General features: G+C 65.2%; 14 protein-coding genes. 9 read left to right on the top strand and 5 right to left on the bottom strand.

The genetic code is table 11. The features are described from left to right. Positions 1–232 precede the first annotated feature (232 nt). Genes ABIA42_RS11635 through ABIA42_RS11625 form a run of 3 tightly spaced genes read left to right on the top strand, consistent with a single transcriptional unit; the run spans position 233 to position 1,291 of the window. Entirely contained in the window at positions 233–439 is a 207-nt protein-coding gene (locus ABIA42_RS11635) for a cold-shock protein (protein WP_028180514.1), read from the top strand. Between the two features lie 28 nt (positions 440–467). Beyond that, complete coding sequence (locus ABIA42_RS11630; protein WP_370113552.1) at positions 468–878, top strand: hypothetical protein; 411 nt, start codon at positions 468–470, stop codon at positions 876–878. Continuing rightward, positions 875–1,291, top strand: a complete 417-nt coding sequence (locus ABIA42_RS11625) for a type II toxin-antitoxin system VapC family toxin (RefSeq protein ID WP_370113554.1) — start codon at positions 875–877, stop codon at positions 1,289–1,291. The genes ABIA42_RS11630 and ABIA42_RS11625 overlap by 4 nt, the downstream gene beginning before the upstream one ends. Before the next feature lie 92 nt (positions 1,292–1,383). Here the strand turns inward: ABIA42_RS11625 and purN are convergent, their stop codons facing one another. Further along, positions 1,384–2,037 (bottom strand): phosphoribosylglycinamide formyltransferase, encoded by a 654-nt coding sequence (gene purN / locus ABIA42_RS11620; protein WP_271530424.1) that lies wholly within the window; start codon positions 2,035–2,037, stop codon positions 1,384–1,386. Continuing rightward, a complete protein-coding gene (gene purM / locus ABIA42_RS11615; RefSeq protein WP_370113556.1) occupies positions 2,037–3,110 on the bottom strand; it encodes a phosphoribosylformylglycinamidine cyclo-ligase in 1,074 nt (357 codons plus the stop codon). Before purM ends, purN begins: the two co-directional genes overlap by 1 nt. A 156-nt stretch (positions 3,111–3,266) precedes the next feature. Between purM and ABIA42_RS11610 the strand changes: the two genes are divergently transcribed. The 4 genes from ABIA42_RS11610 to ppx all read left to right on the top strand — a co-directional run bounded on the left by ABIA42_RS11610 (position 3,267) and on the right by ppx (position 8,456). Next, positions 3,267–3,809 (top strand): CDP-alcohol phosphatidyltransferase family protein, encoded by a 543-nt coding sequence (locus tag ABIA42_RS11610; RefSeq protein WP_028180509.1) that lies wholly within the window; start codon positions 3,267–3,269, stop codon positions 3,807–3,809. Positions 3,810–3,916: 107 nt separating this feature from the next. Then, positions 3,917–4,594 (top strand): DnaA ATPase domain-containing protein, encoded by a 678-nt coding sequence (locus tag ABIA42_RS11605; RefSeq protein ID WP_271530728.1) that lies wholly within the window; start codon positions 3,917–3,919, stop codon positions 4,592–4,594. A gap of 154 nt (positions 4,595–4,748) precedes the next feature. After that, entirely contained in the window at positions 4,749–6,938 is a 2,190-nt protein-coding gene (locus ABIA42_RS11600) for an RNA degradosome polyphosphate kinase (RefSeq protein ID WP_271530727.1), read from the top strand. Positions 6,939–6,953: 15 nt separating this feature from the next. Then, on the top strand, positions 6,954–8,456 hold the full coding sequence (ppx, locus tag ABIA42_RS11595) for an exopolyphosphatase (RefSeq protein WP_271530423.1): 1,503 nt from the start codon (positions 6,954–6,956) through the stop codon (positions 8,454–8,456). A 58-nt stretch (positions 8,457–8,514) separates the two neighbouring features. Here the strand turns inward: ppx and ABIA42_RS11590 are convergent, their stop codons facing one another. The 3 genes from ABIA42_RS11590 to ABIA42_RS11580 are packed head-to-tail and all read right to left on the bottom strand — an operon-like array spanning position 8,515 to position 10,873. After that, the gene (locus ABIA42_RS11590; RefSeq protein WP_370113558.1) at positions 8,515–9,885 is read right to left on the bottom strand and encodes a sensor histidine kinase; all 1,371 of its coding nucleotides are present in this window, start codon (positions 9,883–9,885) and stop codon (positions 8,515–8,517) included. Continuing rightward, positions 9,882–10,547 carry a response regulator transcription factor gene (locus ABIA42_RS11585; protein ID WP_370113560.1) on the bottom strand — a complete coding sequence of 222 codons (666 nt, stop codon included), beginning with the start codon at positions 10,545–10,547 and terminating at the stop codon, positions 9,882–9,884. The genes ABIA42_RS11590 and ABIA42_RS11585 overlap by 4 nt, the downstream gene beginning before the upstream one ends. Beyond that, on the bottom strand, positions 10,547–10,873 hold the full coding sequence (locus tag ABIA42_RS11580; protein ID WP_370113562.1) for a PepSY domain-containing protein: 327 nt from the start codon (positions 10,871–10,873) through the stop codon (positions 10,547–10,549). Before ABIA42_RS11580 ends, ABIA42_RS11585 begins: the two co-directional genes overlap by 1 nt. 133 nt (positions 10,874–11,006) lie before the next feature. On the opposite strand from ABIA42_RS11580, the gene ABIA42_RS11575 reads away from it, so the two are divergent. Then, positions 11,007–11,285, top strand: coding sequence for a PepSY domain-containing protein (locus ABIA42_RS11575; protein WP_271530419.1), 279 nt, complete (start codon positions 11,007–11,009; stop codon positions 11,283–11,285). An 11-nt stretch (positions 11,286–11,296) separates the two neighbouring features. After that, a complete protein-coding gene (locus ABIA42_RS11570) occupies positions 11,297–11,860 on the top strand; it encodes a cytochrome b/b6 domain-containing protein (protein WP_370113564.1) in 564 nt (187 codons plus the stop codon). Positions 11,861–12,208 lie beyond the last annotated feature (348 nt).

Here is a 12,208-nt window from a genome sequence, read left to right as displayed (position 1 = left end):
CACAGGTCGCAAATAGCAGACGATGGTACCCACCCCGATCTTGAAATTCGCGCTCTGCTTGCTAACGCGCGATTTTCATGTTGCAATATCGGACACAATCGGAATTGGCCGCTCTGCTGTGCGTTTCGCGACATTGAGACTCAAGACTCGAACAGACTTCCGCAAGCCCGTTTGTGGCGTGGCACGCGAAAAAGCGGCCGCGTCTTTTTTTATCTAGTGGAGGAGACTAGCGATGCCGCAAAAGGGCACCGTCAAATGGTTCAACCCGACCAAGGGTTATGGGTTCATCAAGCCGAACGGCAGCGACAAGGACGTGTTCGTCCATATCTCCGCCGTCGAGCGTGCCGGACTCTCCACCCTCAACGAGAATCAGGCGGTTGAATTCGACCTCGTGGAGAACCGCGGCAAGACATCCGCGGAGAACCTCAAGGTCTCCTGATGTCTCTCGAGGCTACACACGAGAGATCATGACGTTGCCCCCGGCTCTTTGCCGGGGGATTTTGTTTGGGAATCTCAATTTCTTGCGGATGGACTTTACCGGTTATATTTCCGGAAATATCCTCACAAGGCGAGCCGTGGCAACGAAATCCCAGCGAAAGGCCACCCGCACCCATCGACGCCGCGCCGCGGCGCGCGGTCTGGTACGAGTTGAAGTCCAAGCCGCCAAGAAGGACGCGAGCCTCATCCGCGCCCTGGCGGAAACTCTGCGCGACAAACCGGACAGAGCCGCTGCACTTCGATCGACGCTCGCCAGCGCCCTCCTCGATCCCGACGTCAAGACAGCCTTTGACGTCTTTGGCTCCGAGCTTCCGGATGAAGCCTTCGACGGTGTGTTCGATCAGCCGCGGCGTGACGGCTGGCGAGAGGTCGACTTGTGAAATTTCTGGTCGATACCAACGTCATTTTCGAAATACGAAAACGCGAGCGTGCCGACCCGAACGTCATTCGTTGGGTCAATCAGACTCCGGCCGCGGATATCGGAACCAGCGTTCTGGTCCTGGCCGAAATTCGCCGAGGCATTGAACTGAAAAGGCGAAGCGATCCGCTCCAGGCGAAATCTCTCGACCGATGGTTTTCACAGATGAGGACGCGACTCGCCGAACGGGTTCTTCCCATCGATGAGACCGTTGCCGAGACTTGGGCCCTTCTTGGAATTCCTAATCCGCTGCCGCTCGTTGACAGCCTGCTCGCCGCCACAGCGAAGGTCCACGGCCTGACACTGGTGACGCGCAACATCGCCGATATTGAATCGACCGGAGTAGCTCTGCTCGATCCGTTTGCCACGCCGTGAGCGATAGACGGATGATTGAACGGTCGGAATATTCCCCTGTCGCAAATGACACCAAATGGCGCGAGCTCCGGGGCTGAACTGAGATGCCCGGCTCAGCGCACCACCGGCGACACCAGAAAATTCTCCGACGCCGCGCTTCCGTCCGTCCTGCAGACATCACCTTCGATCCGGACCTTGCCGGTCGCGAGCAGCCGCAGCGCTTCGGGATAGATGCGGTGCTCGACTTCGAGGATGCGCTCCGACAGCGTATCCCCCGTGTCGTGGTCGCTGACAGGCACCGCGCCCTGCATCACGATCGGGCCGGCATCGGTCTCGGGGATCACGAAGTGCACCGTCGCGCCCGACAGCTTGACGCCGGCGCGCAGAGCCTGGCCGTGCGGATCGAGGCCGGGGAAGGACGGCAGCAGCGAGGGATGGATGTTGAGCATCCGCCCGTACCAGGCCCTGGTGAATTCCGCCGTGAACAGGCGCATGAAGCCGCCGAGACAGATCAGCTCGATGCCGTGCCGGTCGAGCGCTGCCTGCAACACCTTCTCGAAGCCGGCGCGATCCTTGCCGAACGGCTTGCTCTCGATCACCTCGGTCTTCACCCCGCTCGCCCTCGCCTTTTCCAGTCCGAGCGCATCGGCCTTGTTCGAAATGACGAGCGAGATCTCCGCCGGGAAATCCGGGGCGGCGGCGGCCCTGATCAGCGCGGCCATGTTGGAGCCGCGTCCGGAGATCAGGATGGCAACGCGGCGCTTCATCACAGCGCCAGATCGAGGTGGCCGTTATAGACGACGCGGTGCTCGCCTTCGGCGGGGATCACGGTGCCGAGCTGCGCCACGGTCTCGCCGGCGTCGGTGAAGACCTCGACGACCTCATCGACCTTGTCGGGCTCGACGATCGCGATCATTCCGATGCCGCAGTTGAAGGTGCGCAGCATTTCCAGCTCGGCGATGCCGGCCTGCGCGGCCAGCCATTTGAACACCGGCAGGACCGGCAGACGTGCGAGGTCAATGCCGACGCCGAGATGCTTGGGGAGCACGCGCGGGATGTTGTCGGTGAAGCCGCCGCCGGTGATGTGGGCGAGCCCCTTCACCGCGCCGGTCTCACGGATCGCGCGCAGGCAGGATTTGACGTAGAGCCGCGTCGGCGTCAGCAGTGCGCCGCCGAGCGTCATCACGGGCGCGAATGGCGCCTGTGCCGCAAAGCCGACACCGGATTGTTCCACGATCTTGCGCACCAGCGAGAAGCCGTTGGAATGCACGCCCGATGAGGCAAGACCGATCACGGCGTCGCCAGCGGCGATGTCCTTGCGCGGCAGCAGCGTACCGCGCTCCGCAGCGCCGACGGCAAAGCCGCCGAGGTCATAATCGCCGTCCTTGTAGAGGCCGGGCATCTCGGCGGTCTCGCCACCGATCAGGGCGCAGCCGGATTCGCGGCACCCCTCCGCGACGCCCGCGACGATCGCGGCGGTGGCCTCGGGATCGAGCTTGCCACAGGCGAAATAGTCCAGGAAAAACAGCGGCTCGGCGCCCTGCACCACGAGGTCGTTGACGCTCATGGCAACGAGGTCGATGCCGATGCCGCCATGCAGCCCGGTCTCGATCGCGATCTTGACCTTGGTGCCGACACCGTCGGTCGCGGCCACGAGGACCGGGTCCTTGAAGCCGGCCGCCTTGAGGTCGAACAGGCCGCCGAAGCCGCCGATCTCGGCGTCGGCGCCCGGCCGTGCGGTGGCGCGCACCATCGGCTTGATCAGGTCGACCAGGCGGTTGCCCGCGTCGATATCGACGCCTGAATCGGCGTAAGTGAGGCCGTTTTTGCGGTCGGTCATGCCCGATTTCCAGTGGGTTTGCGGCTGGTTACGTCGAATTCCGGGGACACGCAATGGCTCGCATGGCGCTCCTCCCTATACTATGTAGATATCAACCGGTTCAGCCTCCCGCGGGGGCCGGATTTGAGGTCAGACCGGGTGCCGGGAAGCGCTTTCGTGAGTATTCCGAACATCATTACCCTGGGCCGCATCATGCTGGTCCCGATCATCGTCTGGGCCATCGTGTCGAGCCAAATGGAAGTGGCGTTCGCCGTCTTCCTGATCGCCGGCATCAGCGATGCCGTGGACGGCTTTTTGGCCAAGCGCTTCAACATGACGAGCGAGCTCGGCGCCCTGCTCGATCCGCTCGCGGACAAGGCACTGCTGGTCTCGATCTACATGGCGCTCGGCATCTGGGGCGCGATCCCGCGCTGGATCGTGATCCTGGTGGTCTCGCGCGACATCATGATCGTCGCCGCCGTGATCGTATCCTGGCTGTTCGACCGGCCGGTCGAGATGAAGCCGTCGAAGGTGTCCAAGCTCAACACGGTGGCACAGGTGGCGTTCGCGGCGCTGGTGCTGGCGGCGCTTGCCTTCGGCTTCAAGCCGGCACCTTATGATATCATCCTGATGGGCCTCGTCACGATCTTCACGCTCTCCTCCGTGTCGCTCTATCTCGTCGAATGGCTGCGGCACATGAGCACGATCGAGGCCAAATGAGCCGGGATGCGGCCCCGCAAAAGGCCAAGTCTCGCAAGATCAAGTCCCGCACGATCAAGTCGAACCTCTTCAAACGGGCCGGCGCGCCGGCATGGAGCAAAGCAAGCGTGGCAGGCCGCGTCCATCCCCGACAATTGGCGTTCGCACTTCCGCATGCGGAGAGCCTAAGCCGGGACAACTTCCTCGAAGGCCCCGCCAATGCGGCTGGTCTCGGCCTGATCGACAGCTGGCCGGAATGGCCGAACCGGATCATGTGGCTGGCCGGCCCGGAAGGAAGCGGCAAGAGCCATCTCGCCGCGATCTGGGCCGAGGAAGCCGGCGCCCGCTCGACCACGGCCAATGCGCTGACCGCGGCAGGCGTCCCGGGCGCGCTCGCCACCGGCGCGCTGGTGGTCGAGGATCTCAAGGCCAAGGATTTTGACGAGCGAGCCCTCTTTCACCTGATGAACCTCGCCCGCGAGGACGGCGCCTACGTCCTCCTCACCGGACGCGAGGTGCCGGCCTCGCTGGAGATCGAGCTTCGCGACCTGCGCTCGCGTCTGCGGGCCGTTCCGGTGGTCGCGCTGCTGCCCCCCGACGACCAGCTCTTTCGCGGCCTCATCGTCAAGTTCTGCGCCGACCGCCAGCTCACCGTGGACGAGAGCGTAGTCGGCTACCTCGCCACCCGCCTGGAGCGGTCCTCGGCCGCGGCCCGGCAGGCCGTGGAGCTGCTCGACAGCGAAGCCCTGCGGCTCGGCCGCCCCGTGACCCGGGCGCTGGCCGCCGAGTTGCTCCGGGACCCCTGATCGGCCCCTTGTACCCCGACGCCTTCTGCAACGGCTTGACGCGGCGGAACGGCGGAACATCAATGTCATCGAAACGTCATCGCTGTAACACATGCTCCCCGGGGTTTTGCGCATAAGTCGCAAAGTGAGGCGAGACAGGATGGACCGACTTCTGATGGACTCTGCGCAAGCTATTGAAATTAAAGAGAAAGCATCGGAGGCCGAGGGCCTGCCGGCGATCGCGTCGAGCCCCGAACGGTTCATCAACCGCGAGCTGTCCTGGCTGCATTTCAACCGCCGAGTCCTGGAGGAATCGGTCAATCCCAGCCACCCCGTGCTGGAGCGGGTTCGGTTCCTGTCGATTTCGGCGAATAACCTCGACGAGTTCTTCATGGTCCGCGTTGCCGGCATCAAGGCCCAGGTGCGCGAGGGCATTGCCGAACGCAGCCCCGACGGCCTGACGCCGTCGGAGCAGCTCGCCCTGATCAACCGTACCGTCTCCCAGCTCGCCTCGGACCAGCAGGCGATCTGGCGCGACCTGCGCAGCGCGCTGGCCGAGGTCGGCATCGTGCTGGTGGACGGCAAGGACGTCTCCAAGTCGGAACGGACCTGGATCGAGGACTATTTCCTCAACAACGTCTTCCCGCTGCTGACGCCGCTCGCGATCGATCCGGCCCACCCCTTCCCGTTCATTCCGAGCCTCGGCTTCACCATCGCGCTCCAGCTCACGCGCGCCGCCGACGGCAGGCAGATGAACGCGCTGATCCGCATGCCCGGCAAGATCGACCGCTTCATCCGCCTGCCCGCCGAAGGCACGGTGCGCCTGATCTCGCTGGAGCAGGCGACCGCCCTGTTCATCAACCGCCTTTTCCCCGGCTACAATCTGCACGGCCAGGGCTCCTTCCGGATCATCCGCGACTCCGAGCTTGAAATCGAGGAAGAGGCGGAGGACCTCGTCCGCCTGTTCGAGACCGCGCTGAAGCGCCGCCGGCGCGGATCCGTGATCCGGCTCGAGATCGACGCCAAGATGCCGGAGCAGTTGCGCAGCTTCGTGCAGCATGCGCTGTCGGCGGCCGATGACGAGGTGTTCCTGGTCGACGGCGTGCTCGCCATGAACGAGCTCTCGCAACTCACGCGGCTCGACCGGCCTGACCTCGAATTCACCCCCTACGTGCCGCGCCACCCCGAGCGCGTGCGCGAGCATGGCGGCGACATCTTCGCCGCGATCCGGCAGAAGGACCTCGTCGTCCATCACCCCTACGAATCCTTCGACGTGGTGGTGCAGTTCCTCCAGCAGGCCGCGCGCGACCCTGACGTCGTCGCGATCAAGCAGACGCTCTACCGCACTTCCAACAACTCGCCGATCGTGCGCGCCCTCGCGGAAGCGGCCGAAGCCGGCAAATCCGTCACGGCGTTGATCGAGTTGAAGGCGCGGTTCGACGAAGAAGCCAACATCCGCTGGGCGCGCGATCTCGAACGCGCCGGCGTGCAGGTCGTCTACGGCTTCCTCGAATTGAAGACGCACGCAAAACTATCGATGGTGGTGCGCCGCGAGGGCGGCAGCCTCACGACCTACGTCCATACCGGCACCGGCAACTATCATCCGGTCACCGCACGCATCTACACGGACCTCTCCTACTTCACCTCCGATCCGACCATCGGCCGCGATGCCGCGCGCGTGTTCAATTTCATCACCGGCTATGCCGCGCCCAGCGACCTCGAGAAGATGGCAGTGTCACCGCTGACGCTGCGCAAGCGCATCATCGAGCACATTCAAGGCGAGACCGCGCATGCGCGGCACGGCCGGACCGGCGCGGTCTGGATGAAGATGAACGCGCTGGTCGACCCCGACATCATCGACGCGCTCTACGAGGCCTCCCAGGCCGGCGTCCAGGTCGAGCTCGTGGTGCGCGGCATCTGTTGCCTCAGGCCCGGCATCCCCGGCCTGTCGGAGAACATCCGCGTCAAGTCGATCATCGGGCGCTTTCTGGAACACGGCCGAATCTACTGCTTCGGCATGGGCCAGGGCCTGCCGAGCGCGAAAGCGGCTGTGTATATCTCGTCCGCCGACATGATGCCGCGCAACCTCGACCGCCGCGTCGAGGTGCTATGCCCGCTGCAAAATCCAACGGTGCATCAGCAGGTTCTCGAACAGATCATGGTCGCCAATCTGAAGGACAATGAGCAGAGCTGGCAGTTGTTGCCGGACGGGTCGTCAACGCGTATGAAGACCGCGAAGGGCGAGGAGCCTTTCAACGTCCACAACTACTTCATGACAAATCCGAGTCTGTCTGGCCGTGGAAAGTCGCTCAAGGAATCCTCGCCGCGTCGTCTCACGCGCCGGAACGAACGTCATCAATCCTGATCGGGGATCTGCGACGTGAAGCGGCCGCGAAAGCGCGGCTCGAGCGTCGCGGTTATCGACATCGGCTCCAACTCGGTCCGTCTCGTCGTCTACGAGGGACTGACGCGGAGCCTCATCCCGATCTTCAACGAGAAGACCCTGTGCGGCCTCGGGCGCGAGGTGCAGAGCACGGGTCTGCTCGCGCCCGACGCCGTCGACAAGGCGCTGACCTCGCTCAAGCGCTTCCGCGCATTGTGCCGCGTGATGCAGGTCGGACGCGTGTTCGCGATTGCGACCGCGGCCTGCCGCGACGCCTCCAACGGCCCCGACTTCATCGCCAAGGCCGAGCGCATCTGCGCGGTGAAGATCGAGATCCTGTCGGGTCCGCGCGAGGCTCGGCTGTCGGCGCTCGGCGTGATCTCCGGCATCCACCTTCCCGACGGCATCGTCGGCGACCTCGGCGGCGGCTCGCTCGAGCTGATCGACGTGCGCAGGAACAGCGTGCGCAGCGGCGTGACGCTGCCGCTCGGCGGTCTCGCGCTCCAGGACCTCGCGCACAAATCGCTCAAGCGGGCCGATCGCATCGTGCGCGAGGAGCTCGACGAGTTGCCGCAGCTAACCGCGGGCCGCGGTCGCACTTTCTACGCCGTCGGCGGCACCTGGCGCGCGCTCGCGCGCATCCACATCATCCAGAGCGGCTATCCGCTCCAGGTGATGCACGGCTATTCGATTTCGGCCGCCGAGGCGCTCGACTTCTCCCGCCGTCTCCGGCGCCTCGCTGCCGCCGACATGCTCGCCGACATCGAGATCGTCGCCGATGCGCGGCGCCCGCTCCTCACCTATGCGGCGCTGGTGCTCGAGCACGTCATCCGCGTTGCAAAGCCGAAGAACATCGTGTTCTCGACCTTCGGTGTGCGTGAGGGCCTCCTGCACGAGAAGCTGCCGGAGGCCGAACGCAACAAGGACGGGCTGATCTGCGCGGCCGAGGAGCTGAACCAGTTACTGTCACGCTCGGCGAAACACGCCCGCGAGCTGATCGCCTGGACCGACCGCCTCGTGCGCGTCGTGAAGCTGCGCGAGACCGAAGAGGACCGCCGCCTGCGCCGCACCGCGTGCCTGCTGTCCGACATCGGCTGGCGCGTGCATCCCGACCATCGCGGCGAGCAGACGCTCAGCCTCGTCGTCAACGGCAATTTCGGCGCGATCACCCACACCGAGCGCGCCTTCGTCGGCCTGTCCGTGTTCTATCGCTATGCCGGCCTGAGCGAGGAAAACCAGCCGCCGACCACCATGCAGGGGCTGCTGACGCCGGCCCAGCTCGAACGCGCGCGCCTGCTGGGCGCCGCATTCCGCGTCGCGCACCTGATCTCGGCGGCGCGTCCGGGCGTCCTGCCCGCCACGCATTTCCGCAGCGAGGGCCGCAAATTGATGCTGGTGTTCGAGCACCGGCTCGGCGACATCGTCGCCGACCGAGTCGGCAGCCGCTTCCGCCAGCTCGCCCGCCTGATCGGCCGTGCCGGCTCGATCGTGAGGCGCTGACGAACAGAAACAGCGCAACGCTGCCCGGGGTCGTCGGGTCGCGCAACGAGCAGGCTGGTCACGCAACGAGGCGGCAGCTGTCCTGCGGCGCGACGATGGCTTTCAGTCCGCCGAGTTCGGAATCGGTGAGAACAAGCTGCCATCCATAGGCGCTGAGCACGTCCTGAACGATCGCGAGGCCGAGGCCGGCACCTTCGCCGCGCTCATCCAGCCTTACACCGCGTTCGAGCACGCGGGCGCGTTCAGCGGACGCGATTCCCGGACCGTCGTCCTCGACCGAGATCGCCGGATTCGCGCAGGCATCGGCACCAATACGCACCCTGCTCGTGGCGTGACGGGCGGCATTTTCCAGGAGATTGCCGAGCACCTCGGCCAGATCAGTGCGATCGAGCGGCACGCTCGGCTCGCCGGTTATGAAGGTCTCGAATTCGAGCCGCTGGGCAGGCGGCGTACGCGCCAGCGTGAGCACCAGGGATTCGACAAGCGGTCTGAGGGGCGTGGAAATACCGCCGCGTTGTCGTGCCGTCCCCCGTGCCCGGGCGCGTGCCAGCTCGCGGTCGACGTGACGGCTCATCGTGTCGCCGACGGCTTCGATTGCCTGGGCGACATCCCGCTCACCTCGCTGACGCAAACGCGCGACATCGGCCGCGAGTGCGGCGAGCGGCGTCTTCAGCCCATGCGCCAGGTCAGCGGCACGGCTGCGCGAACGCTCGATCTCGCGTTCCTGGGCGTCGATCAGGCTGTTCACCTCTTCCACCAGAGGCTTCACCTCCGCAGGGACGTCGACGGGGAGATGCTTCCGTTGCCCGGAGCGGACGTCCGCGACGCCGCGGCGAAGTGCGTCGAGCGGACGTAAGCCCAGTCCGACCTGGATCGAGGTGGCCGCCGCCAGCACCAGCCCGAGCAGGCCGAGTGCCAGCGCCAGCTCCCTGGCGAATTGCGAGCCGGCGGCCGACACGCGGGCGAGATCTGCCGCCACAACGACGCGCACCGGCGCACGACGGTCGCCGACGGTGAGCAGCACTCGGCGTTCACTGACCAGGAGCCGTGCGTTCGCAGGCCCGGGGATGACGTGACGGTGCAATTCGCTCGGCGACGGCTCATCCTGCGGCAGATCCAACGCCGTGTCCCACAGCGAACGCGAACGCAGCACCTGACCGGCGTCGTCCGATACCTGCCAGTACAAGCCCGAAAGTGGATCGGCAAAACGCGGATCGGCCGGCGGCCGGCCCACCACCAGCTTGCCCTGCACATCCGCGTCGATACCCGCGACGAGTTGCTTCAGATAGATGTCGAGGTCGTCGCCGATGGTGCGCGTGACGTGGCGTTCGAACAGCAGCGTCAGCCCGGCGCCGGCAATCGTCAGCGCGATCAGGATAGCTACAAGTCCGCCAGCGACCAGTCGCAGCCGTAGCGAGCCCCAGCTCATGGCGGCGTCTCCGATACCAGATAACCGAAGCCGCGCCTGGTCTCGATCAGATCGGCACCGAGCTTCTTGCGCACTCGGCCGACCAGCACCTCGAGCGCGTTCGACTCGTGGTCCTCGCCGTGGCCATAGACGTTCTCGTCGAGCTCTTGCTGCGACACCACGCGGCCGCGGTGGTGCAGGAGAAAGGCGATCAGGCGGTATTCCAACGGCGACAACGCGACGGGTGCGCCGCGCAGCGTCACCTTCATCTGACGCTCGTCGAGCTCGACGTCGCCCGCGACAATCCGTGGCGAGGCATGCCCCGCCGAGCGGCGCACAATCGAGCGCAGCCGCGCCAGCAATTCCTCCATGCGAAACGGCTTGGGAAGATAGTCGTCGGCGCCCGCGTCGATCCCATCGACGCGCTCGGCCCAGCTGCCACGCGCCGTCAGGACCAGCACCGGCATCGACCTTCCGTTGGCGCGCCAGCGCTTGAGTACCGCCAGACCGTCCATGCCGGGCAGACCGAGATCCAGGACAACGGCGCCGTAATCCTCGGTGTCACCGCGGAACCAGGCTTCCTCGCCGTTGCGGACGGTCTCGACCACATAGCCGGCCGCGCGCAGCGCCTTCTCCACATCGGCCGCGATCCGTCGGTCATCCTCCACAAGCAGCAGCCGCATCACTTCTCCTTGATGCGTTCAATCTCGCCGCTGCGCGCGTCCACGTACGCTTCGTAGAGCCGGCCCTTGTCGTCGACGAGGCGAAACTCATAGATCCAGCGGCCGTGCTCGCGCTCTATTTCGACGCCGGCAACTTCGCCCGGCAACTTGCCACGGACGGATACGAGGATGTCGGCGAGTGACTTAATCTCGCCCGCCTCGACCGCGCGGCGCACCGCGTCGGGCGCGCCTCTATCGTGGTCGCTTGCTGCCGCAGGCACCGACGCGAGCAGAACTCCCGCCAGCAATGGCACCGCGAGGAATTCCAAAAAGCGAGATGGTTGCATCTAGAAAGTATGCCGCAATCGACCTGACAGATCGCTGACGTGGATCAACAGGCGGCGGTCAGGGCGCTTCTGCCAATGTCCGCGCATTGCCTCGCCGCATGATGTGGCCGGGCCACACACACCGGAGAGAACCGTGCGCAAGATCACTGTCTTCACTGCTGCTGCCTGCGCCCTGCTCGCGGCCGCCGCGACCGCTCATGCCGGCAGCCTCGGGCGTCCCTGCACGGCAGCCCCCGCGACCCGTTGGCTGCCGCTCGAACAACTGCAGGCCAAGATCGAAGCCCAAGGCTACAAGGTTCAGAAGGCCAAGCTCAAGAATGCCTGTGGCGAACTCTATACGATCGACAAGTCTGGCAGCCGGGTCGAACTGTTCGTCGATCCGACCAGTGGCCAGATCGTCGGCCAGCTGTAAAGGGCGCCACCATGAGCGCCATCAACGACAGGATCGAGGCCGGCGGCGAGACGCCGCCGGCCTCGGTCAGGGTCTGGGACCCCTTCGTGCGCGTGTTCCATTGGTCGCTGGCCGGGCTGTTTCTGCTCGCTTATGCGACGGGTGACGAGATCGAGAACGTCCATATCGCCGCCGGATACACGATTGCCGGACTGCTTGCGCTACGGATCGCGTGGGGCTTCGTGGGACCGCGCAACGCGCGCTTCAGCGACTTCGTGCGCTCGCCGCGCGCGGTGCTCGCCTACATGCGCGACGTGGCGTTGCTCAGGGCGCCACGCTATCTCGGCCACAATCCAGCCGGCGGCACGATGGTCGTGGCGCTGATCGTCACGCTGATCGTCACCTGCACCACCGGTTACATGATGACGACCGGTACCTTCTGGGGAGCAAAATGGGTCGAGGAGGTGCATGAGGCGTTCGCCAACCTCACGATCGGCCTCGTCGTCGTCCATGTGCTTGGCGTCCTGGTGGCGAGCTTCGAGCACAGCGAGAACCTGATGAAGGCGATGATCACGGGAAGGAAGCGTCCATCGTAACCGAGGCCGGGGAGCCGATACGAAAGGTTCTCGCTATCTCTCGACGAATCGGCTCCCGTTCCACCGCAGCGTTCGGCCCTTGCCGCTCCCGTCCAAAACTTCAAGGAAGGCCTGATCGCGGGAAGAAGACAGCCGAACGTCGTGAGCGTGGACGGCCAGCACACGCCCATAACGTCCGCTTTTCAAGACATGCACCTGGTGCAGGCAACCTGCGGAGCTGCAATGAACCGCCCTGTTACGACAATGGAAATCGTCGAAATGAAGAGCCAGGAATTGAGCTCCCGGCACGGTCAGATAGAGAGCAAAGCGTCGGGCGGCAGCAATCGGGCCACCGCACGCAATTGGGTA

The organism is Bradyrhizobium sp. USDA 327 (assembly GCF_041262065.1).
Taxonomy (GTDB): domain Bacteria; phylum Pseudomonadota; class Alphaproteobacteria; order Rhizobiales; family Xanthobacteraceae; genus Bradyrhizobium; species Bradyrhizobium liaoningense.
The sequence above is the reverse complement of the archived record's forward strand: the minus strand, read 5'-3'. Positions and strand labels throughout refer to the sequence as shown.

Coding starts and splice junctions, on each gene's coding strand:
- ABIA42_RS11590 (WP_370113558.1), bottom strand. CDS start 9,885: ATGAGCTGGGGCTCGCTACGGCTGCGACTGGTCGCTGGCGGACTTGTA.
- ABIA42_RS11570 (WP_370113564.1), top strand. CDS start 11,297: ATGAGCGCCATCAACGACAGGATCGAGGCCGGCGGCGAGACGCCGCCG.
- ABIA42_RS11600 (WP_271530727.1), top strand. CDS start 4,749: ATGGACTCTGCGCAAGCTATTGAAATTAAAGAGAAAGCATCGGAGGCC.
- purM (WP_370113556.1), bottom strand. CDS start 3,110: ATGACCGACCGCAAAAACGGCCTCACTTACGCCGATTCAGGCGTCGAT.
- ABIA42_RS11635 (WP_028180514.1), top strand. CDS start 233: ATGCCGCAAAAGGGCACCGTCAAATGGTTCAACCCGACCAAGGGTTAT.
- ABIA42_RS11580 (WP_370113562.1), bottom strand. CDS start 10,873: ATGCAACCATCTCGCTTTTTGGAATTCCTCGCGGTGCCATTGCTGGCG.
- ABIA42_RS11630 (WP_370113552.1), top strand. CDS start 468: ATGACGTTGCCCCCGGCTCTTTGCCGGGGGATTTTGTTTGGGAATCTC.
- ABIA42_RS11585 (WP_370113560.1), bottom strand. CDS start 10,547: ATGCGGCTGCTGCTTGTGGAGGATGACCGACGGATCGCGGCCGATGTG.
- purN (WP_271530424.1), bottom strand. CDS start 2,037: ATGAAGCGCCGCGTTGCCATCCTGATCTCCGGACGCGGCTCCAACATG.